21 protein-coding genes, 1 tRNA gene and 1 pseudogene are annotated in these 24,058 nt (G+C 41.5%); 6 read left to right on the forward strand and 17 right to left on the reverse strand.

The features are described 5' to 3' along the window. The first annotated feature begins 512 nt into the window (after positions 1–512). Positions 513–1,046: a dihydrofolate reductase family protein gene (locus EJN84_RS02640; RefSeq protein ID WP_129593985.1), complete on the forward strand. Its 534-nt coding sequence runs from the start codon at positions 513–515 to the stop codon at positions 1,044–1,046. Between the two features lie 60 nt (positions 1,047–1,106). Here EJN84_RS02640 and EJN84_RS02645 read toward each other — a convergent pair whose 3' ends face one another. From EJN84_RS02645 to EJN84_RS02675, 7 genes and pseudogenes are all read right to left on the reverse strand, one after another. Beyond that, positions 1,107–1,640: a hypothetical protein gene (locus EJN84_RS02645; protein WP_129593986.1), complete on the reverse strand. Its 534-nt coding sequence runs from the start codon at positions 1,638–1,640 to the stop codon at positions 1,107–1,109. Between the two features lie 25 nt (positions 1,641–1,665). Then, positions 1,666–2,103 (reverse strand): hypothetical protein, encoded by a 438-nt coding sequence (locus EJN84_RS02650; RefSeq protein WP_238943905.1) that lies wholly within the window; start codon positions 2,101–2,103, stop codon positions 1,666–1,668. Beyond that, on the reverse strand, positions 2,093–2,605 hold the full coding sequence (locus EJN84_RS02655) for an ORF6N domain-containing protein (protein ID WP_129593987.1): 513 nt from the start codon (positions 2,603–2,605) through the stop codon (positions 2,093–2,095). The genes EJN84_RS02650 and EJN84_RS02655 overlap by 11 nt, the downstream gene beginning before the upstream one ends. A 269-nt stretch (positions 2,606–2,874) precedes the next feature. Further along, a pseudogene (locus EJN84_RS02660) lies at positions 2,875–4,065 on the reverse strand (site-specific integrase); the annotation flags it as partial. 298 nt (positions 4,066–4,363) lie between these two features. Continuing rightward, a tRNA-Asp gene (locus EJN84_RS02665) sits at positions 4,364–4,437 on the reverse strand. 128 nt (positions 4,438–4,565) lie between these two features. Then, complete coding sequence (locus tag EJN84_RS02670; protein ID WP_129593989.1) at positions 4,566–6,692, reverse strand: dipeptidyl-peptidase 5; 2,127 nt, start codon at positions 6,690–6,692, stop codon at positions 4,566–4,568. Between the two features lie 36 nt (positions 6,693–6,728). Further along, positions 6,729–7,397, reverse strand: a complete 669-nt coding sequence (locus tag EJN84_RS02675; RefSeq protein ID WP_394343073.1) for an ABC transporter ATP-binding protein — start codon at positions 7,395–7,397, stop codon at positions 6,729–6,731. A gap of 201 nt (positions 7,398–7,598) precedes the next feature. Here EJN84_RS02675 and EJN84_RS02680 point away from each other — a divergent pair, with 201 nt between their 5' ends. Both EJN84_RS02680 and pdxH read left to right on the forward strand, forming a co-directional pair. Further along, positions 7,599–7,844: a hypothetical protein gene (locus tag EJN84_RS02680; RefSeq protein ID WP_129593990.1), complete on the forward strand. Its 246-nt coding sequence runs from the start codon at positions 7,599–7,601 to the stop codon at positions 7,842–7,844. A gap of 83 nt (positions 7,845–7,927) precedes the next feature. Continuing rightward, complete coding sequence (pdxH, locus tag EJN84_RS02685) at positions 7,928–8,569, forward strand: pyridoxamine 5'-phosphate oxidase (RefSeq protein ID WP_129593991.1); 642 nt, start codon at positions 7,928–7,930, stop codon at positions 8,567–8,569. Positions 8,570–8,592: 23 nt separating this feature from the next. Here the strand turns inward: pdxH and corA are convergent, their stop codons facing one another. The 10 genes from corA to EJN84_RS02735 form a co-directional block, all read right to left on the reverse strand. Then, complete coding sequence (corA, locus tag EJN84_RS02690) at positions 8,593–9,660, reverse strand: magnesium/cobalt transporter CorA (protein ID WP_129593992.1); 1,068 nt, start codon at positions 9,658–9,660, stop codon at positions 8,593–8,595. Positions 9,661–9,779: 119 nt separating this feature from the next. Further along, complete coding sequence (gene scpA, locus EJN84_RS02695; protein WP_129593993.1) at positions 9,780–11,933, reverse strand: methylmalonyl-CoA mutase; 2,154 nt, start codon at positions 11,931–11,933, stop codon at positions 9,780–9,782. A 79-nt stretch (positions 11,934–12,012) separates the two neighbouring features. After that, entirely contained in the window at positions 12,013–12,627 is a 615-nt protein-coding gene (locus EJN84_RS02700; RefSeq protein WP_129593994.1) for a CPBP family intramembrane glutamic endopeptidase, read from the reverse strand. After that, positions 12,624–13,532, reverse strand: a complete 909-nt coding sequence (locus EJN84_RS02705; protein ID WP_129593995.1) for a prenyltransferase — start codon at positions 13,530–13,532, stop codon at positions 12,624–12,626. The genes EJN84_RS02700 and EJN84_RS02705 overlap by 4 nt, the downstream gene beginning before the upstream one ends. Positions 13,533–13,537: 5 nt before the next feature. Beyond that, positions 13,538–15,436, reverse strand: coding sequence for a methylmalonyl-CoA mutase small subunit (gene mutA / locus EJN84_RS02710; protein ID WP_129593996.1), 1,899 nt, complete (start codon positions 15,434–15,436; stop codon positions 13,538–13,540). A 263-nt stretch (positions 15,437–15,699) separates the two neighbouring features. Then, positions 15,700–16,479 (reverse strand): creatininase family protein, encoded by a 780-nt coding sequence (locus tag EJN84_RS02715; RefSeq protein WP_129593997.1) that lies wholly within the window; start codon positions 16,477–16,479, stop codon positions 15,700–15,702. A 12-nt stretch (positions 16,480–16,491) separates the two neighbouring features. Then, positions 16,492–17,388, reverse strand: a complete 897-nt coding sequence (locus tag EJN84_RS02720; protein ID WP_101487679.1) for a LuxR C-terminal-related transcriptional regulator — start codon at positions 17,386–17,388, stop codon at positions 16,492–16,494. A gap of 23 nt (positions 17,389–17,411) precedes the next feature. After that, positions 17,412–17,723 carry a nitrous oxide-stimulated promoter family protein gene (locus EJN84_RS02725; RefSeq protein WP_129593998.1) on the reverse strand — a complete coding sequence of 104 codons (312 nt, stop codon included), beginning with the start codon at positions 17,721–17,723 and terminating at the stop codon, positions 17,412–17,414. 171 nt (positions 17,724–17,894) lie between these two features. Beyond that, positions 17,895–18,776, reverse strand: coding sequence for an ACP S-malonyltransferase (fabD, locus tag EJN84_RS02730; protein WP_129593999.1), 882 nt, complete (start codon positions 18,774–18,776; stop codon positions 17,895–17,897). Positions 18,777–18,950: 174 nt separating this feature from the next. Beyond that, positions 18,951–19,913: an ROK family protein gene (locus EJN84_RS02735; RefSeq protein ID WP_129594000.1), complete on the reverse strand. Its 963-nt coding sequence runs from the start codon at positions 19,911–19,913 to the stop codon at positions 18,951–18,953. A gap of 256 nt (positions 19,914–20,169) precedes the next feature. On the opposite strand from EJN84_RS02735, the gene EJN84_RS02740 reads away from it, so the two are divergent. The 3 genes from EJN84_RS02740 (at position 20,170) to EJN84_RS02750 (ending at position 24,022) form a co-directional block, all read left to right on the forward strand. Then, positions 20,170–21,042 (forward strand): electron transfer flavoprotein subunit beta/FixA family protein, encoded by an 873-nt coding sequence (locus EJN84_RS02740; RefSeq protein WP_101487682.1) that lies wholly within the window; start codon positions 20,170–20,172, stop codon positions 21,040–21,042. A gap of 124 nt (positions 21,043–21,166) precedes the next feature. Then, complete coding sequence (locus tag EJN84_RS02745; protein WP_129594001.1) at positions 21,167–22,186, forward strand: electron transfer flavoprotein subunit alpha/FixB family protein; 1,020 nt, start codon at positions 21,167–21,169, stop codon at positions 22,184–22,186. A 111-nt stretch (positions 22,187–22,297) separates the two neighbouring features. After that, positions 22,298–24,022 carry an acyl-CoA dehydrogenase family protein gene (locus tag EJN84_RS02750; protein WP_129594002.1) on the forward strand — a complete coding sequence of 575 codons (1,725 nt, stop codon included), beginning with the start codon at positions 22,298–22,300 and terminating at the stop codon, positions 24,020–24,022. Positions 24,023–24,058 lie beyond the last annotated feature (36 nt).

The raw sequence follows: 24,058 nt of genomic DNA on the forward strand, positions 1-24,058 counted from the left end.
ACCTTTGTATCCTGAACATGGGGCAAAAAGTAACCTCTTAGATACTCGCTAATGAGGAAGAAATTATACCCAAGAGAAGTGTAGTAAAAAGAAATTTGGTCGGATACTTTGCGTTTATCATTGTAAAACGCAGATTTCCTTTGCCTGAAAAGGAATACAATTAAGGACTTGCAGAAGTCCTCAATACTTAAACATTAAAAATGATGATATATCTTACAAAATCAGTATCTTTGCGAAGTAAAACATGATAGTATAATTGTAGAAATCAAGATTCTACAATTCATATATATAACATAACGTTCGCTGAACGTCTCGATATAGAAAACTGGTAATTTTCAATCGGAAGAGGCTGATGCGCAATGTTCATGCTATACATTGTATAGCGTGGACTTGCCTGTTTCTTCCAAGGGCGTACCAGTGCCTCTATGTCGGAATGGTGTGAGTTCCACGCTTCTTTTTTGTCTGGCGAATGTTCTTAAAAGGAGAATCATTAAATAGAAAGGATTAAGGACATGAGAAAATTGAAATTGTACATCACGGCATCCTATGATGGTTTTATCGCTCCGCCTGACGGCGATTTAGATTGGTTAATCGGCTATCCCGTTCCCTCAAAAGAGAATCATAAAAATTTTGTAGATTCGGTCGATACCGTTATAATTGGCGGTAGAACTTACTGCAATATGCGCATAATGGACATTCTCTGGCCATACGGGGATAAAAGTGTCCATGTTGTTACCCGCAATCCGATGATGGAAAAGGAAGGCGTGAATTTTATCACGGAAAATGTCATTAAAGCCATTTCTAAATTAAAAAAAGAAAACGGAAAGGACATTTGGCTCGTTGGCGGTGCGGAACTGACAGCAATGCTGCTTGATGGCGACTTGATTGATGAAATGATAATTACGTATATTCCCGAAACGCTTGAACAGGGAATATCTTTATTTACCGATAAACCCGAAGAAATGGGCTGGGCGTTGAAAGAGGAAATTCCATACGAAAATAATGCCGTTAGAAAAACGTATCAAAAGACGCTGCAATACGCTTGATAACAGAAAAAGCCTGCTTCATTTCAGAAACAGGCTTTGTTGCATTAAAATTGGATTCGATTATTTGGCTCTTGTTTTTCCGTAACATTTACTTCCGTCGGGAGATAAATAGAAATCAAATGTTTCTTCAACGAGAGTACCCGCAAGTTGGATTGAATACTTACACCGTACTATTTTCGCAAGTACATCACTCGCATTCCGGTTGTCGTATCCCCGCAGGTTATCCGGCGCAAGGTTTTTAAGCGAATCTATACGGACATTCATCACGGCAATATCAGCATTATACTTGTCAATATCGCTCTGTTTTTTGGTTTTAGCCAATAGTTCTTCACTCATTTTCTTGGCAAGTGAAACACGGTCAATGATAAGCTGCTTATCTTTCCTAAATTCATCGGTAAGATAAGTAATACTGTCGGCAACTATAACAGTACCATGTTCGTTCATCTCAACAATTTTAAAATTGAGATTTTCTTTTGTGTCGCTGCCTTTCAGTAGATAATCAGTAATGGGTTTTTCATAGTTGCTCTTTGACGAATTAGAACCACCGCAGGAAACCATTAAAACCGCAATGAATAAATAGATTGTATTTTTCATAACTGAATGTATATTACTGTTTGACTTAATTTAATGTAATGGCAGGGAGTTTTGATGAGAGATTATACACAATCAAAACATCTGCTTCTCTTTTGGGTTTCGTTCGGGTAAATTCGCTTAAAGCCGTCATTACCCATTCTCTGAACGCTCGTGCTTCAAATGACGCTATGCGATAACTGACAAAAATTAATGCTTCCAGATTGTATAATGTCATTTCGCACTGGCGACCGTTGTGCTCGTATTTGTGTATTCGGGTTACATTTTCTTCCCGCAATAGTCCTGATTTGAATATAGACCGCAGGTTATTACCGACCGAACTAACAAACACATTGAATAAATCAGCTATCTCGTGCTTTGTCATCCAAAGGGTGCAATTTACGAGTTTTGCTTCAACAATAAGCTGATTTTCACTATTTTCTTTGATTTTGATATATCCGTGTTCCATAATCTCATTATTCTTCATCTTGTTGTACATTAAAACCTATACGTTTTCGGGGCTTGTTTTCAAGTTCCTTTTGCGAAGCCAGTTCGGTAAGAGCCTGATAAATGTCGCTGAACTGCATATTGGTTTCTATCATAAAATCCTCCAACTTTCGGTTTAACTCCGCATAACCGAGTGCGTATTGACGCAAAGTTACGAAAGCTCTGATAATTGAGATATTTACTTGAATAGCCAAAGGGCTGTTCAGCACACTCGAAAGTTGGGCAACCCCTTGTTCGCTAAATGCGAATGGGGGATAGCGGCTACCGCCCCAACTTGAGGTGCCAAAATTGCACCTCAAGTCTTCGTTCTCACTTTCCGTCAGTTCAAACATAAAGTCTTCGGGGAAGCGTTCTATATTACGCCTTACAGCACGTTTCAGATTTTTTGTTTCTACCTGATACATGTCTGCCAGATCAAAATCCAAGAGGACACGAATCCCTCTGATTTCATAAATCTTGCTTTGAATGATTTGTAATTCCATGATATTGTGCTTTATTGATTAACAGCTAACTTTTGTACTTTCATCATCGGTTTGAATGAGAATGCTTCTTCTTTTTCAAACGTATTAGCCCAAAGAGAAGATTTTTCTTCTTCTGAAAGGCTTTGCCACATAAAGGAAATACGTTTCACTCTTTCAGGGTCATTTGAAAGGGTAGTAGGGAGATTGAATAACGCCATTTTTTCGCCCAAAGAAAGGCACTCGAAATGTTTATCCAAATTAGATTTGGACTTAACCTTTTTTTCTTCCATTTTTTCAGCAAATGAAGCCATATCATTGCTGACCTTAACATCTGTAATTCTTGCGTAGATTTGGGTCGTTTTGATATTCGTATGCCCCAACATTTTTGATACGCTTTCGATAGATACGCCTTTGGTCAGCGTAAGGGTCGCAAACGTATGTCTTGCAAGGTGATAGCTTAAATTTTTATCAATTCCACAGACTGTTCCGATTTCTTTCAGGTATTCATTCATTTTTTGGTTGCTCATGACAGGAAGTACCTTTTCGTCCGGCAATTTGCCTGAATATTTTTCTATAATTTGTTTTGGGGTATCAAGTAGGGGGACATTATAATTAACACCCGTTTTTTCCCGTTTTCCCATAACCCACAATCCGTCATCGAAAGAAGTACGGATGTTGGATTGGCGCAAGTTCTTTACATCTATATAAGCAAGTCCCGTGAAGCAACTGAAAATAAATATGTCTCTTACCCTTTCAAGGCGTTCGGAAGCGAATTTCTTTTGCATGATAATATCTATCTCCTGCTGTGTTAGGTAGCCACGATCTGTTTTCTTGAAACGTATCTTGAAGTTGGCAAATGGGTCAATATGAATCCAACCGTTGTTTTTTGCCATGATAATGATAGTACGGAAACGCTGAAGGAACTTTGCGGTGGTATTTTCCTTGCAGTTGCAGGTGGTCATCAAGTAAATCTCAAAATTGTGCAGGAACATATGATTTACCTCTTTTAAGGAAATGTCCGATACATGATAATACTCCTTAATGAAGCCTTCCATACGTTTATAAGCGACTTCATATTTTTGGAGCGTTTCTTTGGATTTGCTTATGCCGACCAATTTAGCAACATCGTCATTGTGGCGTTGGAATAATTCAAGGACAGTTTGGTGCTTTACTTCAATGCCCAAAAAGATATTCTTAACTCTTTCGGCATTGACGTTATTTTCCTTCGTCTGCAATTCGTGATATACATTATGAATACTTGTTTTTATGGTATTCAGTAAGGTATTGACTTCAACGGCTTCGTTAGATTTGCCGATTGCGACACCTGCTTTTGCATCCCAAATATCGGGATTGACATTTACTTTCGTGTTAAAGCGGCACGGTTCTCCGTCGATGGTAATGCGACACATAACAGGATAAGTGCCGTCTGCTCTCTTTTTGTCTTTCTTTACATAGAAAAGAATGCGAAATGTACTTTTCATAAACTCATTTTTTAATGTTACAAAATTACTGATAACTATCTCAAAATGAATTTTATGCACTGTGCCAAATCAGGACAACTCCCTGCCAATTCTGGACAAACTGTACCCCCTTCGCTTCGATTAACTGTACCCCCTTGCGTTTTTTCGGAAAGGGGGTACAGTTTAGGTTAGCTGCTTTGTCGTATTTTGTCTTTTTCTTGGCTTTCGACTAAGACAAAATAAATAGAAAAAGCCCCTCATATTCACTGAATATGAGGGGCTTGTCTTACTTTTGGCTGCTCTTGTCTTAGAGCCTCTGCGGTATGGACGGGACTCGAACCCGCGACCCCCTGCGTGACAGGCAGGTATTCTAACCAGCTGAACTACCACACCATTGGCTATCATTCCCGGATAGCGAGCGCAAAGGTAAGGAAATTTTTGTATAGACAAAAATTTTATCTATATTTTTTTCTGTAAAAAATTATTTGCTTCCGCCATTTGGAAAGCATTTGTTTCTTTATTTAGTCGGAGTTGTTTTCTGAAGAAGGCATCAGCCATTCATCGAACCATCTTTTGAATTCACGTTGAAACAAGATTCCGTTTTGAGGTTTCGAAATCCAATGATTTTCGTCAGGGAAAATCAACATTCGTGAAGGGATATTGCGCATTTGTGCCGCATTGAATGCCATCATCCCTTGCGAAGCAAGTATGCGATAATCGAGCTCGCCATGACTGATCATAATTGGGGTATCCCATTTATCAACGAAAAGGTGAGGAGAATTTGCATACGTACGCTGCGCTATCGCATTCGATTTATCCCAATAAGGGCCACCCATGTCCCAATTGGCAAACCACATCTCTTCGGTTTCGAGATATTGGGCTTCGAGATTGAAAATGCCGGCATGGGCCCAAAATGCTTTAAATCGTTTGTTATGATGTCCGGCGAGCCAATAGACAGAAAAGCCCCCATAACTTGCTCCGGTACATCCCAAATGATTTTTGTCCACATAAGGTTCTTTGGCAAGCGCATCGATGGCAGAAAAATAATCTTTCATATTCTGCCCTCCATAATCGCCACTAATTTGTTCGAGCCATTCTTGGCCAAAACCGGGTAATCCTCTTCGATTGGGAGCTACTATGATATATCCGTCAGAGGCCATCATCTGCATGTTCCATCGATACGACCAGAACTGACTGACCGTGTTTTGAGGTCCGCCCTGACAGTATAATAAAGCCGGATAAACCTTAGTTGAATCAAAATCGGGTGGGAAAATTACCCAGGTAAGCATTTTTTTACCATCAGTAGTCGGAATCCAACGCTCTTCCACACGCCCCATCTTGAGTTGATCGAGAATATCTTTATTTTCGAACGACAATTCTGTGGCTTTGCCCGAAATAATATCCACGGAATAAATCTCGTCGGGTTTGGACATCGATTGCCGTTTGGCAATCAATTTGCCTTGCCCACCCAATGCTACGGAAAGATAGTCGTGCTGCCCCTGTGTTACAGGCTTCACTTCTTTCGTTAAAAAGTCGGCAACAAAAATTTGTGTTTTAGCTTCGACACAAGCTATCAGATAAATATGCCGGCTATCATCAGCCCATTGAATAGCATCGGTGTTATAGTCGAAATTTTCGGTAACGTATGTTTTCTGCCTTGTTGCCAAATCCATTACCATTAACCGATTTTTATCGGCTTCATAGCCATCACGTTCCATGCTTTGCCAAGCAAGATATTTCCCATCGGGTGAAAATCGCGGATTTGTGTCGTAACCCATCATCCCTTGAGTCATATTGGTTGTTTTGCCGGTTGCTAAATCATAAAAATAGATATCGGAATTAGTAGAAATGGCGTATTCCTTACCCGTTTTTTTTCGACAAGTATAAGCGATAATTTTTCCGTCCGGACTCCAGGCAAGTTGCTCAATGCCTCCCCAAGGAAGCATGGGCGATTCGTAGGGTTCACCTTCGAGCAAATCTTTTATATTCTGTAATTTTCCGTTTACAACATCCGCAACAAAGGGATGAGGAACTTCAGTAACCCACTGATCCCAATGTTTATACATCAAATCGTCTATAATGCGGCCCGATGCTTCAGGCAGATCGGGATAACGAGCAGATACGGGTTGTTTAATCGTCACATTTTTCACAAATAAAACTTTCTTTTCGTCAGGCGAAAACAAAAAACCATCAATTCCTTTTTCATCTTCGGAAAGTTTGGCAAGATCGCCTCCGTCAAGATTCATCGTCCAAATCTGCGAAGTGTCTCCTTCGTTACTCAAGAAAGCTATTTTTTTGCCTCCATCGAGCCAGCAGGGATTGCTTTCGCGCGAATTTGTATGTGTAATTTGTTTTTTATTGGATCCATCGGCATCCATCACAAAAAATTCGGGATTGGTTTTGTTTTGCTGAATACTAACATAGGTTACCTGATACAAAATCTTCGAACGATCGGGTGAAACCCGTACATCCCCTATTCTGCCGAAACTGTAGAGCACCTCGGGCGTCATTAAACCATTTTCGATTTTTGGAACAGATTTTCCTATTATTTCGGATTTTCCGCTTTTGCCTTTTTCAGATTGTTGCGTACATGAGAGCAATGCTCCTCCTGTTATTATTCCTGCCATGAGAATTGTTTTTACTTTCATAAAAATATAGATTTTGGTTTGTTTGAATGTCTAAAATTATTGTGCTGAAGCAATTTTGCCGTCAATCAGATGAATGGTTCGATCGGTAATCGATGCCAATTGTTCATCGTGCGTAACAATGACAAATGTCTGATCAAGTTTGTCGCGAAGTTCGAAAAAGAGAGCGTGAAGTTCGGCTTTGTTATCACTGTCCAGACTTCCCGATGGTTCATCGGCAAAAACCACACGCGGACGATTAATTAACGCCCGAGCGACGGCTACGCGTTGTTTTTCGCCCCCTGAAAGCTGTGCGGGTTTATGCTCCATTCTATCAGTCAAACGCATGAGTGATAGCAACTCTTTAGCATTTTTTTCGGCTTCCGATCTTTTGGCGTTTCCTATCAACGCGGGAATCATGACATTTTCGAGTGCTGTGAATTCAGGCAGCAATTGATGAAATTGAAATACAAATCCGATATGCTGATTGCGAAAATCCGACAATTTTTTTTCGCTCAACCGGCTCAAATCAATTTCATCGATCCAAATTTTTCCTGAATCAGCTTTTTCCAAAGTACCCATGATCATGAGTAGAGTTGTTTTTCCGGCCCCACTCGGACCTACTACCGATATAATTTCACCTTTTCTAACTTCCAAATTGATTCCCTTGAGCACTTGCAATGCTCCAAAACTTTTATAAATCTGTTCAACTCTTATTATTTTTTGCATGATTGCCGATCAATGAGTAAAATGAGTGTTATAAAACAACACGAAGATAATGAAAAAACTGCTCTTACGACGTATCTGAAAAATTTTTCTTTTTCAGGATATTTAGTGAATATTAACTGATGCATTCTTGCAATTTCTGTTTTTGATATCGTATATTTGCCGGAAATAAATTATTTGAAACGAAACTAAATTACAATGATTATGAAAAAAATGATTTTATCGGCTACTCTGTTTTTTGCTCTTTCTTCATTAGCAGGAGTTATAGCTCAAGATAACAAAACAACTCAGAAGAATGATAAAGCAAAAACAGAGTGTTGTCAAAAGACCGATGGTGAAGGAAAGTCCTGCTGCGACAAGAAGAGTGAAGAGAAAAGCAAAGAATGTTGTTCAAAAAAAACTTCAGATAATAAGGAGCAGAAAACCGCTACAAGCACTCCTAAAAAATAAACTTTTTCATCAATTTTATAGAGGTTGTTTACATCAAAGCAAAGTTATGTAAGCAGCCTTTTTTTATATTAAGACGGATTACTATGACTGACTTATCGGGTTTTCGAAAAGAATATATTGGGAATGTGCTTTTAGAAAGTCAAATGGAAAGCAATCCGATGCTTCAGTTCGAACAGTGGATGGAGGATGCAATCCGATTCGGAATGCCCGAACCCAATGCCATGATCCTTGCCACATCCACCCCTGAAGGAAAGCCATCAGCCCGATGCGTACTTTTGAAAGAATCGAATGAACGTGGTTTTGTGTTTTTCACTAACTATCGGAGTCGTAAAGGAATGGAACTGAATGCCAACCCTTTTGCTGCATTGGTTTTCGACTGGCACGAAATGGAACGTCAAATTCGTATAGAGGGACGCGTCGAAAAACTTTCTAACGAAGAATCAGACCTATATTTTCATTCTCGCCCTGTTAGCAGTCAAATCGGTACATGGACTTCACCTCAAAGCCAAATAATCGAAGACAGGGAGACATTGGATAATTCATTTCGTGAATATGAAAAAAAACTAATGAATAATCTACCAATTCCTCGTCCCTCACATTGGGGCGGATTCATTGTCATTCCCCAGTTGATTGAATTTTGGCAAGGTCGCCCCAATCGATTGCACGATCGCATAGCTTATTACAGAAATAAAGAAATCTGGCAGATGAATCGTCTTGCTCCCTAAAAATGGCTACAGTCGCGGCATTTTCAGAACCACTTCTTCCGTTTGAAATAAATAAGCATGAAAATGGCAATGACTATCATCACTCCCCATAAAACAAAATAGCCGTATTTTGTATGCAATTCGGGCATATTGTCGAAATTCATTCCGTAAACGCCGGCCAAAAAGGTGATCGGAATGAAAACAACCGAAAAAATTGTAAGTACCGCCATAATATCATTCAGTTTGGTACTCATGGCCGAATGGTAGGTATCGAGTTCATCGTAAAGCACTTCGCGGTAATAATCGAGCATCTCGGCAGCCTGATTGATATTTTCCTGCAATTCACGATAATGTGTTCGATTTTCGTCCTGAATGTAATCGGTATCCAATTTCACCAAATTCATCACCATCTCTTTGGCCGGCCTAATATCCCGCCGCAAATTGTTAAGCTCCCGCTTAAAAATATTCAGAATACTCAGCACGTCCTTACCCGTAGCATTCAATACAAGCCGTTCTTCGAGCGTCTCTACCTTCTCGCCGTAAACGCCCAAAATATAATTATAATGATCGATGACGACATCGAGCAGTGCAAAAGCCAAATAGTCCGATCCGCCGGTTCGAATTTTGGTTTTATGTTTTCTGATGCGTTCACGAACCGGATCAAATAAATCGCCTGCCTCCTCCTGAAACGAAATAAGCAATCGATTCATTACCAAAAGACATAAATTGTCCACTTTTACGATATTCGACTTTTCGTCGTATTCCAACATTTTTATCGAAGCAAAAATTCCGTTGTCAAAATCTTTAATTTGAGGTCTTAGCGAAGGATCCATCACATCGGACATAATGTTGGCCGGAATATTGAATAGGGCAGAGATTTCGCGCATGACAGCTTCATTGTGCAACCCATCAACATTTAACCATGTTGTAGAATCGGAATCGACAAATTCTTTCAATTGCTCTGTCGATTCGATATTTAACTCGCGAACTTCATCGAGTTTTATGTCGAAAACCGTCATGCGTATTTTCTCACCTCGCTTTTCGCCCCGATATTTCAATTCATAAGGCGAAAGTCCGATATATTCTTTTCGTTTGGAATGTGAGTTGGACATATTTTGGGAATTAATAAATGCAAAGATAAGTGATTGCGATTATTGTGAAGCCGAAAGTCCATGAAAAAACCGTCTCGAATGGGAGACGGTTCCTTTTATAGAAATAAATGAAAAAATCATCATTCGTTCTCATCCAAAAGGATATGCATAATTTCGCAGGCCGATTTGGTAACAGGACTACCGGGCCCAAAGATGGCTGCTACTCCGGCTTTATAGAGAAAGTCGTAATCCTGAGGTGGAATTACGCCTCCGGCAATAACAATGATGTCGGGACGACCAAGTTTTTTCAGTTCTTCGATCACTTGCGGAATCAAGGTTTTGTGACCGGCAGCAAGCGAAGAAACGCCCAACACATGCACATCGTTTTCAACGGCTTGACGAGCGGCTTCTGCAGGAGTTTGAAACAAAGGTCCCATATCTACATCAAATCCACAATCGGCATAACCGGTTGCAACTACTTTAGCACCACGATCATGGCCGTCCTGCCCCATTTTTGCAATCATAATTCGAGGTCTGCGGCCTTCTTTTTTCGCAAATTTGTCGGTGAGAGCACGTGCTTCTTCGAGCAGTGCGTCTGATTTCGATTCTGATGAATACACTCCTGAAATTGTTCTAATTACGGCATTGTATCTGCCAACTACTTTTTCGCAAGCATCCGATATTTCGCCCAATGTAGCGCGAACGCGTGCCGCTTCTATCGAAAGTTCGAGAAGATTTCCTTCACCCGTTTCGACACATTTGGTGATGGCATCGAGTGCTTTTTTCACGGCATCGTTGTCACGTGAAGCTCTAAGAGCTTTCAAACGTTCAATTTGCTGTTTGCGTACTTCGGTGTTATCCACTTCCAAAATGTCGATAGGCTCTTCGTGATCGAGACGGTAGCGATTGACGCCGATAATAACTTGTGCTCCCGAATCGATACGAGCCTGAGTGCGAGCTGCAGCTTCTTCGATGCGCATTTTCGGAATTCCGGTCTCGATGGCTTTAGCCATACCGCCTAGCTTTTCGATTTCCTGAATCAAATCCCATGCCTTGTGTGCCAGTTCGTGGGTAAGCGTTTCTACGTAGTACGAACCTGCCCATGGATCGATTTCTTTGGTGATGTAGGTTTCTTCCTGAATGTAAATCTGGGTGTTGCGGGCAATACGCGCCGAAAAATCGGTCGGCAATGCTATTGCTTCGTCAAGAGCATTGGTGTGCAGCGATTGGGTGTGTCCCAGAGCGGCAGCCATAGCCTCGATACAGGTACGTCCGACGTTGTTGTAAGGATCCTGCTCGGTGAGCGACCATCCCGATGTTTGGCTGTGAGTGCGCAAAGCCATTGATTTTGGATTTTTGGCACCAAAACTTTTTACAATTTTTGCCCACAACAAGCGAGCTGCTCTCATTTTGGCTATTTCCATGAAATGATTCATGCCGATTGCCCAGAAAAACGACAGACGGGGAGCAAATGCATCAATATCGATGCCGGCATTGATGCCTGCACGCAGATATTCGATGCCGTCGGCCAATGTATACGCCAATTCGATATCGGCCGTAGCACCTGCTTCCTGCATGTGATATCCCGAAATGGAAATGGAATTGAATTTCGGCATCTTTTGTGACGTAAATTCAAAGATATCGGCGATAATTCTCATCGAAAAATCGGGCGGATAAATATAGGTATTGCGCACCATAAACTCCTTGAGAATATCGTTCTGAATGGTTCCGGCCATTTCGTCGAGTTGAGCACCTTGTTCCTGAGCTGCAACGATATAAAAGGCAAGAATTGGAAGAACAGCTCCGTTCATCGTCATCGATACAGACATTTTGTTGAGAGGGATGCCATCGAAAAGCACTTTCATATCTTCAACCGAACAAATGGATACACCGGCTTTGCCTACATCGCCTACCACGCGTTCATTGTCCGCATCGTAACCACGATGTGTAGGGAGGTCGAAGGCAACGGACAATCCTTTTTGTCCCGAAGCCAAATTACGACGGTAAAAGGCGTTCGATTCTTCAGCAGTCGAAAATCCGGCATACTGACGAATCGTCCACGGGCGCATAACGTACATCGTAGAATACGGCCCACGTAAAAACGGAGGAATGCCTGCAGCATAGTTGAGGTGCTCCATGCCTTCCAAATCTTCTTTTGTATATACAGGTTTCACCGGAATTTGTTCCGGAGTCAGCCAATCGGCTTTGATCTCATTTTTCTCGGCCCATTCGGCAGCATTCGTTGTCTCAAAGCCGGCCGATTTAATGTCGATGTTGTTGAAATTAGGTTTCATAAATTTTATTTTATCTTCCTCAAAAGAGGAGTTTGATGTTATTTCAAAAATTGTAATTCTGCCCTTTCGCGAGATTAACTCACAATATCGGGAACAGCACGAATACCGAAACATCCCACAAAGCATGTGAAACGATCAGTGTTACCAGATTTTTATTGTATTTATAAAGCAAGCCCCAAAAAATTCCGCATACCAGCGCCGACATGATGAGCATGAAATTGAACGACCAGATATGCACCAACGTGTATATTAAAGCTGTAGCTATCATAGCGGTCCATCCTCCATATTTTGGTTCGAGCGATCGCTGGATGTATCCACGCCAAAAAATTTCTTCGGCAGGACCTACAAGCAGAATGAGCAGTAACCCGAGATAAAGTTCGTTTTCGCCTTCTTTCATTTGATAGATGTTTGCTACCTGACCGGCCGCAAAATCAAACATCAATTTCGAAAGAATATCTCCGATGTAAAAAATGCCATATAATACAACGGCCGAACCTATACCAATGAGAATATCCTTAACAGAAAAAGAAAACTGCCGCTTGAGATTTTCGCCCCAAAAGTAGCTCATCGAAATGAGGACTAAAGCCGAAAAGCCCATCGTGATCCAAAAATTGACATGATCTTTCGTCCATGGCGAAAACATGACGAACCACAAAAGAGCAGCAGTAAATGCGGCAAAAATAACTTTTTTCATAATACGGGTGCAATAAAGTTGGCAATGGACAATAATAAACTAAATATCAGCACAAGTTGCGCCGAATTGGCATCCAAATCTTTAATCAGTTCGGGCTTTTCGACCTCTGCCGTCAACATTAGCTTTATATTCTTCATTTCGATTGGGGCTGAAAGAAAAACGATAAGGGTAAGAGGATGAAGCATACCGAGAACGACCATTACAATAATGCCTAAATATGCTCCGACAGCCAATACAAGATATTGAATTTTGGATTTTTTTATTCCCATTACCATAGCGCGAGTCTTGATGTTGGCTTTACCATCATCACGAATGTCGCGCATATTGTTTGAATGAAGAATGTTTACCACTAAAAAGGCAACCGGAATATTAAGGAGCACGGTGTTCCACATCAATTGATCGGTCATCACAAATGCCGTTCCTAACCCGATTAACGGGCCATAAACGATAAAAATGACGAAATCGCCTAATGCGGCAAACTTCAATTTATAATAGAAATAAGTGGCTAACGCGCCGATAAATCCAATCCAAAGCAGTTCTACACCCGTTTTGGCAAAGAGAAACAATCCAAGTGCTATCCCAATAAAAAGCAATATGATTCCGAAGCGAAGTATGGTTTCGGGACGAAAAATTTCATCAACCAACATACGGCTCGATCCGAAAGATTCCTTACGATCGACCCCATGCCGATAATCAAAATAATCGCTTATCAGATTGCCACTTGCCTGAAAAATTGCCGCTCCCAAAAATGCGAGTACTCCATATACCCAATTTATATTTACCATCAATTCGTTCCGCACGAAAAAAAGGTAAGAAATGGTAATTAATGCGGGCATTGTGGAAGCGGGAAACGACCACGGACGTGTTGCAATTATCCAATCCTGTATGTTTTTCTTTCCGCTCATGCTTTTTATTTTATCCCTAACAAAGTATTAAACATTCTCAATGTTTCGAGTATATTACTGCGAACATTGATGAAATACTCAATACCCTTTGCTTTGAGTTCTTCCATGCATTCGGGAGCTCCGGCCACAACAAAAATTTCCTTTCCGCCTTTGATCAATTCAAAAGCTTCAGGAGCCAGAGCGGCATATTCATCGTCGCTCGAACAAAGAACAACGATATCGGCATTTTTTTCGCGTGCGGCATTAATTCCATCTTGCACTGTGTTAAATCCAAGATTGTCGATAATCTCATAACCGGCACAGCCGAAGAAATTGCTCGAAAATTGTGAGCGTGCCGAGCGCATAGCCAAATTGCCAATGGTAAGCATGAATACTTTCGGGCGTTTGCCGGAGCGTTCGGTTGCCAATCGCAACGTGTCAAAGGGATCGGACAAACGAGTCATGTTAAGTTTCTTAAGCTGAGTATTCTCGCCATTGCTACACCCACATGAATGATCGTCCGACTTCTGCATTTTTTCAGCCATCGATTCCGAAAAATTAGGATATTGATTTGTTCCAAGCAAAATTTCCTTTCGATTGGCCAAAGCTTTTGCACGAGCCTGTGCAGAAGTATCAATGGCATCCTGTATTTTGCCCAATTTCAGTGCCTGATAAAAGCCGGTCTCTTCGGTTTCGAGAAAGAGCTTCCAAGCTTGTTGGGCAAGTGAAAATGTCAGATTTTCTATGTAATACGAACCGGCAGACGGATCGGTGATTTTATCGAAATGCGATTCCTCTTTAAGCAACAATTGCTGATTTACGGCAATTCGTTCCCCAAATTCGGTAGGTGTTTCAAATGCTTCGTCAAACGGACGAACCGTGAGCGAATCTACAGCGCCAATGGTTGCCGACATCGATTCGGTTTGCGTGCGAAGCATATTAACATAAGGATCGTATATCGTTTGATTAAATTTCGAAGTAATAGCGTGTATATTCATTTTAGCGGCACATCGGCAAGTGCCGTCGGGTGCCTTGTTATCGCAATCGTTGGGACATACCGGCTTGTAAGCATTTACGATTTCGGCCCACAACCAGCGTGCAGCACGAAATTTGGCAATTTCCATAAAATAATTGGAACCAACCCCAAATTCAAATTTAATTTTTTTGGCTGTTAAAGTCGGGTTCAATCCTTTCTCTACAAGAGCACTTAATACCTGATTCCCATAAGACAAGGCATAACCCAATTCCTGATAACTATATGCACCGGCATCGTTGAACATGTTTCCGGTAATCGAGATTGCTTTGAATCGAGGCAGTGGAGCAGCGATTTGCACCATTTCGGCAGCCTGTTCCACCCAATCAGGAACGTCCTGACCTTTTTTCAGAATTTTTCTGAAAGGATCAAACTCGATTGATCCAAAACATTTCATTACATCTACATTGCGGGAAAGAATGTAATTTACAACTACTTTTGCCAGTTCAACCGTTCGACTGATGCACGTTTTGAAGTTCAATTCTACTTTTTCGGGTGAAATTCCGTCGAGAAGTGTTGCAATGTTTTCGATCGAAATCGCATTTTTAGGAATGTGAAATCCAAGCGAAGTGACGCCTCTTTCAAGCAGCTTTAATGCCTTTTGATTGGCTTCGACAAAGTCTTTTACGTCAATTTCGTGACGAACATACCAGATGTTGTTTTTACGCGTGCTTCGCACATAGGGGAATTGGCCCGGCAGATTGTCGAGCCATGAAAAACCTTTGATGTTTTCTTCCCGATAAAAGGGATTTACATCAAAACCTTCGTTCGTTCTCCATACCAATTTCTTCTGAAAATCGGCGCCTTTGAGGTCGGCAGTGATTTTCTCCATCCACTCCTGCGTGGAAACGGGAGGAAATTCGGTAAAGAGTTTTTCTCTCTGATTACTCATAATTACTTGTTATTTATTATATTGGGTTTCTATAATAGCTTTTTGTCCGCTTCCTGAACGATTTCTTAAGAAAGTGAGTGAAATCATTCTATTTCAGCACTCAATGAAAGCGCAAAATTACGACAAAATGTTTAGTTAAAAAAACGTTTCGAGAGTTTATTCCGGCCAAAATGAGATTCGAAAATGTGGAACTTTGACAAATCGATTTTCTCATTAAAAAAATCTTATTAGCGAGAAACACATACAAAAAAATAAGATGAATTTTAATCGGTTTTTAAATCTAATGAATTGAGCTCGATGAGAAGTTCTGCTATTCGTTCTATGACGGCTTTTGCATAGCGTCCTCCCTTTTCGCCGGTTGATTTTTTAGGATTTCCGATTCCTGTATCCCGGGTTGTGTAACTCCAGTTTCGGGGTGCCCATCCGGTTTTTTTGTTTAGCTCATTAACCGGCCAAAGACGGGCATTGCCTTCACCTGCATTTTCGAGTTTCACCCATTCGGGATGATAATAAAGCATGACGGAAGTTTCTTGTTCGCCGGCATGTTCGTCGGGAAATTCTTCGAAATAATCGGTTGTTGGGATGAAATCGTACCAATTCGCGACAACGATAAAAAAATCGGGATAGACTTTTGCCAAGTCGCGAACTATAGATTTGAAGCTGTTGCCCCCGTGCCCGTTCACGATAACCATTTTGCGAAGACCTTGCACATAAAGCGAATCTATGATATCCGAAAGAATTGCTTTTTGGGTTTCTGTATTGGTATGTATGCAAAACGGCAAATTCCATTGGCCGGGATTTTGCGAGCCGAAATATACCGGAGGCATTACCATATTTTTCGTTCCTGATTTTTCGAAGGCGAGATTTGCACTGTCGACGGCTATTTCGTACGAGAGGATGCAGTCTGTAAGATAGGGTAGGTGAAAATTGTGTGGTTCTATGGCTCCCCAGGGGAGAATTGCTGCATCATATCGATGCGATTTGATTTCGCCCCAATTGCTGTGAGCTACGTCAAGAAAGCTGAGATTCGAATCTCGTTTCATAATTTTTCAATTTTATTTATGAGGTCGTTCGGGAATAAAGTCGGGCGACAACAGTCCGTTTGAAATGCAGTAAAACGTAAGTCCCGAAACGGTTTTTATTCCCGTTTTGGCAATGATATTTTTGCGGTGTGTCAACACCGTATTAAGACTTATATTGAGCCGGTCGGCTATCTCTTTATTCAAATAACCGGTAGCTATAAGTTTCAAAACTTCTTCTTCTCGTGGAGTAAGTTTGATTTTCTTTTCCTCCAAATTTTCTTTCGGAGCGTTTGCCGAATGCTTCAAAACATCCAATTCTTTTTCGTTAAGTTCTTTTAGTTTAGGATCGAGAATTTTTGTTTTCAATCGATTATGAATGAATAGATCTTTCTGCAAACTGTTGATCGAAAAAATCACGGCATAACATAAGTTCTGATTGCAAGAGGCAGAAACAAGCCTGATAAGAATATTTTTCAAATCGTTCAACAATTCATGCGGATAATCCACTGTCCGACTCATTTCTTGCTGAAGAAGCAAAGTAAGTTCCGTTTTGAATTGCAAGAATATCTCATGCAACAATTGCAATTCTTTATGATCAGTTCCGCCACTAACGGCAATAAGGGCATTTAGATGTTTCTCGATATTGGGAACAGAATCTCGAATGTAAGATTCGGCGGTATGTTCGAAGTATTCGATTACCGGATGAATCGCGAATGACGAAAGTTTTTTTTCCGGAAAATAGTTTTCGTCGATATACACATTAAATAATGTAACAATAAAATCGGCGTTCAATTGGTTTGCCTCGCAAAGCTCCTGAATCGTTTTGTCGCCTACACCCAAATGAATTCCAAATCGTTGAGCTACGGGAATCAATTCGATATGTTCCGATAAAATATCTGCCAGTATTGCATTTTTGGTAAGTGTCGTCATATTTTTATCGCCGCTATTTTCGGCTAAAAAAGCCTTTTTCGTTTGTATTCTTTGCGAAAATGTTTCAGTGTTTCAATCGGATGAACGAACAGCATACGAGGTCCGGAGAAACGCATTACTTCTTTTATGCGTACTTTCATATCTCGTCTGTAGCAGTGAATGGGGCAAGTATTGCAGGTGGGTTTGTTATCGCCGTAAGGACAATGTTCGAGCCTCGATTGTGCATAGTTTTTTAGTTCCTCACATTCATAACATAACGTGTCTTTATTGCCGTGTTTGGAACGACAATATATGTGGATCATGATAGTTACAACTTTTTTTCCCGATTCGTTCATGCCTATTATGACAGAAGTAAATGTAAAAATGGTTTGTTCGAAATTTTCGCGCAACCCAATTTGAGATTATTTTCTTTGCTCCTATAAATATGATAGATGAATAAATAACAACAACCCGTTATCTTTTTATGGATACTCGGGTTGTTGATTAATGTGCAGATATCCACAAATCTATTGCTTACCCGATACGCTAACGTTTGAGTCGATTTTCGAAATAAGCCCTTGTAACACATTACCCGGTCCGAATTCAACGAAATGGGTCGCGCCATCGGCAATCATGTTACGAACTGACTGCGTCCATTTGACGGGAGCTGTTAATTGTGCAATCAAATTAGCCTTGATCACCTTAGGATCAGTTTCGCCAATCGTAGAAACATTTTGATAGACAGGACATGCGGGTTTCGAAAACGAAGTAGATTCGATAGCTTCGGCCAATTCTTGACGAGCCGGTTCCATCAGTGGCGAATGAAATGCACCTCCCACTTTAAGAGGCAATGCTCGTTTTGCCCCTGCTTGTTTCAACAATTCGCAAGCCTTTTCAATTCCTTCCAATGATCCTGAAATGACGATTTGACCGGGACAATTATAATTGGCCGGTACAACCACTTCATCAACGGATGCACAGATTTCCTCAACCTTTTCATCGGGAAGTGCAAGGATTGCAGCCATTCCCGAAGGTTTTACTTCGCAGGCTTTCTGCATTGCCAATGCACGTTTGTAAACCAGTTTTAGTCCATCTTCGAAAGATAGAGCACCGGCTACGACTAATGCCGAAAATTCGCCTAATGAATGACCTGCAGTCATGTCGGGTTTGCCGGAATCGTCCGATGTAAGGGCCAAAATAACGGAATGAAGAAAAACGGCCGGTTGGGTTACCTTCGTTTGACGCAGATCTTCTTCTGTTCCGTTGAACATAAGATCTGTAATACGAAATCCTAATATTTCGTTCGCTTTTTCGAACAATTCTTTCGCCTTCGGCGACGATTCATATAGCTCTTTCCCCATACCCACGAATTGGGCGCCTTGGCCGGGAAAAACATAAGCTGTTTTCATTCAAATTTGTTTTAGTTGATTTAATCTTACTGACGTGCAAAAGTAATCATTTTTTTATACTTTTGCTGCCAAACCTTCAATAGTTTGTGATCAATATCAACATTTTGAGCCAAATAACAAAAAACAACCATCGATTTGAATGATGGTTGTTTTTCGAGAAATACAAAATATATCCTATCTTACTTCCCATCCAAGCGCGCTTGCCCCTAAAACGGCTGCATCGCTTTCTTTAAGTTCGGAGAAGAGAAGCTTAACTTTGTTTCTGAAAATAGGGAGCAAATTTCTTTCCATGCTCTCGTGAATGGGATCCATGATGAGATCTCCGGCTTTGGATAATCCGCCAAAAAGGATAATTGCTTCAGGACTCGAAAACGCGACAAAATCCGCGAATGCTTCGCCAAGCATTGATCCTGTGTAATGGAAAATTTCCTTTGCCAGTTCGTCTCCGGCATTGGCGGCTTCGGCAACATCTTTTGATGTGATGTCTTCAACAGGAATATTTCGAAGTAATGTTTTTGCATCCGGTCGGATTTCGAGGTATTCGCGTGCAGTGCGGGCAACGCCCGTAGCCGAAGCATAAGCCTCTAAACATCCCGTACGGCCGCAACCGCACAAGCGTCCGTTGTTTCGGCGCATGATTACATGGCCGAGTTCTCCTGCAAAACCATCATGACCGTAAACAAGTTGTCCGTTCACGACAATTCCGCTTCCAACTCCCGTCCCAAGCGTAATAACAATGAAATCCTTCATTCCGCGTGCGGCACCATAAGTCATTTCGCCAATTGCAGCTGCGTTGGCATCATTTGTTAATGCTACGGGTATGCCTGTACGATCTTCCAACATTTGTGCGAAAGGTATCACTCCTTTCCAGGGGAGGTTTGGCGCAAATTCGATACTTCCGGTAAAATAATTACCGTTTGGTGTGCCTGCTCCGATTCCCTTAATTTGATCTTTGGTAGTTGTTTCAGAAATCAAATCATTGATAAGCTCGGTCAGTTCGTCCAAATAATTTTCAACATTGACGTGTTTTGCGGTTTTGATGCTGCCGCCTTTTAATATTTGTCCTCGCTTGTCTACGATGCCTACTACGGTGTTTGTGCCGCCTACATCGATACCTACTACATAGGGTTTATCCATGATCATTTTTTTTGTTAGAAAGTTATTCAATGAAATTAGTGTTCGCAAATATACTCTTTTTATAAGAAATTATTTGATAAAAACGAAATATTTCGCCAATGGTGAATTTATTTGTTGTTGTTTTGCCGAAAAAATCAGACTCGATATGATTAACGGTAAATTCGCCATCAAGAGTTTTTTCGACCAAAACTGTCGTTGAAAAATGAAATTATTGTATATTTGCCAACTCCAAAAACTAATTCTAAACATATAAGAAATGACGTTTAATATCATTGTGTTGGCCAAACAAGTGCCCGACACCCGAAACGTGGGAAAGGATGCCATGAAGGCCGACGGAACTGTAAATCGAGCCGCTTTGCCCGCAATCTTCAATCCTGAGGATTTAAATGCCTTGGAACAAGCTCTTGAAATTAAAGATCAATATCCCGGATCTAAAATTACCGTTTTGACGATGGGACCCGGACGTGCAGCCGACATTCTGCGCGAAGGTTTGTTTCGGGGTGCTGACGATGGCGTTTTGCTCACCGACCGTGCTTTCGCCGGTGCCGATACGCTGGCCACATCCTATGCGTTGTCGATGGCTATCCGCAAAATCGGAAATTTTGATATTATTATTTCGGGTCGTCAGGCTATTGATGGCGATACGGCTCAAGTAGGTCCTCAGGTGGCCGAAAAGCTCGGGATTCCACAAATCACCTATGCCGAAGAAATTTTGAATATCGGCAACGGAAAAGTTCGCGTGAAAAGACGTCTCGAAAATGGGGTCGAAATTGTTGAAAGTCCACTGCCGGCCGTTGTAACTGTTAATGGTTCTGCACGTGCTTGCAGACCTCGAAATGCCAAATTGCTGCAAAAATACAAACACGCGAAAACCATTACCGAACGTCAGAACGAAAACATCGATTACATCGATATCTACAGCAGTCGTCCCTATCTCAATCTCACCGAATGGAGCGTGGTAGATGTCGATGCCGATGTCAAACAGTGTGGTTTGTCGGGTTCGCCTACCAAAGTGAAAAAAATCGAGAATGTAGTTTTTCAGGCGAAAGAAAGCAAACGCCTCACCGACAACGATTACGACATCGAAGAGCTCGTTAAGGAACTTATCGAAAATCACATGATCGGCTAATGCCTTCTGCGAAGTGGAATTTTCTTACAGTGTGTATGCGTTTTCATTTTGGAGCATCATAATCCGCACTGACTCTGCTTCGTAAATCATTTCTTATTTTTTAAAATAAAAATCGAATTAAAATATGAACAATATCTTTGTATATTTGGAAATTGACGAAGGTGTGGTAGCCGATGTAAGTCTCGAACTGCTCACTAAGGGCCGTTCGCTGGCCAATCAGTTAGGCTGCAAGCTCGAAGCCATTGCTGCAGGCGATAAATTGGACAGCATCGAAAAACAAGTTTTTCCCTATGGCGTTGACGTGTTGCACGTGTTTTATGATTCCCGCCTTTCGCCTTACACAACTTTACCCCATACCTCTATTTTGGTAAACCTCTTTAAGCAGGAAAAACCGCAAATTTGCTTGATGGGAGCTACCATCATCGGTCGCGATTTGGGCCCGCGTGTTTCATCAGCACTCGGAAGCGGACTGACTGCCGATTGTACTTCACTTGAAATCGGGAACCACGAAGAAAAGAAACTCGGAAAAGTTTACGAAAATCTTCTTTATCAGATTCGTCCCGCTTTTGGTGGAAATATTGTAGCCTGGATTGTCAATCCCGATCATCGTCCGCAAATGGCAACCGTGCGCGAAGGCGTGATGAAAAAGGAAATTTATGACGCCAATTACAAGGGCGAAACTGTAGAACATACGGTGAACGATTATGTGAAAGATACGGATTTTGTAGTTTCCATTATCGATCGTCATATCGAAAAATCGAAAATCAATATCAAAAATTCGCCAATTATTGTTTCAGGAGGATATGGTGTTGGTTCGAAAGAAAATTTCCAATTGCTCTACGAACTTGCCGATCTGCTCGGAGCCGAAGTCGGAGCTTCGCGTGCTGCAGTAGATGCAGGATTTGCCGAACACGAACGTCAAATCGGACAAACCGGCCTTACCGTTCATCCTAAAGTGTATATCGCATGTGGTATTTCCGGACAGATTCAGCACATTGCCGGAATGCAGGACAGTTCGCTGATTATTTCTATCAATAGCGACCCGAATGCACCTATCAACTCGATTGCCGATTACGTGATTACCGGCGAAATTGAAAAGGTGATTCCGAAAATGATCAAGTATTATAAGAAGAATTCAAAATAAAAATCGTTAAGAATCGAGAAATGGGAAATAAGAAGCGATAAGAGAAGAATGGAGCATTTTTCCCGACTTTCATCTTCTAGTTTTCCGGTTCTTAAAAAAATAATTCAAGCTATGCCAAACTTTTATACCGATACGCCACAATTCAAACATTATCTTCAGCATCCGCTGATGAAGCGAATTGTAGAATTGAGAGAACGCAATTATGCAGATGCCGAAAAATATGATTATGCACCTATGGATTTCGAAGATGCAATGGACAGCTACGACAAAGTCCTCGAAGTTGTGGGAGAAATTTGTGGTGAAATTATTGAGCCTAATTCCGAAGAAGTGGATCATACCGGACCTACTCTTTCGAATGGAAGAGTTACTTATGCTCCTCAAACACAGGACAATATCGATGCTCTCAACAAAGCCGAACTGATGGGGATGGGGCTTCCTCGACGTTTCGGGGGACTCAATTTCCCGATGGTGCCCTACATGATGTCGGCAGATATCGTTAGTCGCGCCGATGCAAGTTTTCAGAATATTTGGATGTTGCAGGATTGTGGCGAAACCATTTATGAATTTGCCGATGAATCGCAACGCGAAAAATATTTGCCACGCATCGTCAAGGGACAAACCATGTCGATGGACCTTACCGAGCCAGACGCCGGATCGGATTTGCAGGCTGTGATGCTCAAGGCAACCTATAACGAAGCCGAAAAGCAATGGTATTTGAATGGCGTTAAGCGATTCATCACCAATGGCGATGCCGATATTCATCTGGTGCTTGCCCGTTCTGAAGAAGGCACGAAAGATGCGCGCGGCCTTTCGATGTTTATTTATGATAAAAATAGTGGTGGCGTTACGGTGCGCCGCATCGAAAACAAAATGGGTATCAAGGGCGCGCCTACCTGCGAATTGGTTTTCAAAAATGCCAAAGCCGAATTGGTAGGTACGCGACGTATGGGACTGATCAAATATGTGATGTCGCTCATGAACGGAGCTCGTTTGGGAATCATGGCTCAGTCGGTAGGAATTTCCGAAGCTGCAACACGCGAGGCGTACAACTATGCCATCGAACGTCGCCAATTCGGGAAAGCTATTATCGAATTTCCGGCCGTTTACGAAATGCTTTCCAATATGCGGGCCAAAACTGACGCTTCGCGTTCGATGCTTTACGAAACCTGCCGATTCGTGGATATGTATAAAACACTCGAAGATATTTCGCGTGAACGCAAACTCACGCCCGAAGAAAAAGACGAATTGAAATATTATTCGCGTTTGGCCGATGCATTCACTCCTCTCGGTAAAGGTATGACCAGCGAATATGCCAATCAGAATGCTTACGATTCTATTCAGGTGCATGGTGGTTCGGGCTTTATGAAAGATTACAAATGCGAACGCCTCTATCGCGATGCCCGCATTACCAACATTTACGAAGGAACTACACAACTGCAGGTCGTTGCAGCCATTAGGCACGTTACTACCGGCACTTACTTGCAACGCATTCGCGAATATGAGGCAATGCCTGTATCGCCCGAATTGGAATCCCTCAAACGCACCTTGTCGAAAATGGCGCAAATGTATGAAAAGCTGGTCGAAATCGTAACTTCGCCTAAGGATGAAGAATATCTCGATTTTCATGCACGTCGTTTGGTAGAATGTGCCGGCCATATTATTATGGGACACTTACTCTTGCAGGATGCGAATGCTGATCCCGAAATGTTTCGCAGATCAGCCGAAGTTTATATTCATTACGGACAAACCGAAGTTATCAAAAATTACAATTTCGTTACCAAATCGCGCATCGAGGATATGGCTTACTACAAACCTGATCTGAACGAAAATGCCTGATCCCGAATAGTTTTTGTAAATTCGGTTTCTACTATT

The sequence above is a fragment of the Seramator thermalis genome, from assembly GCF_004138125.1.
GTDB lineage: Bacteria > Bacteroidota > Bacteroidia > Bacteroidales > Dysgonomonadaceae > Seramator > Seramator thermalis.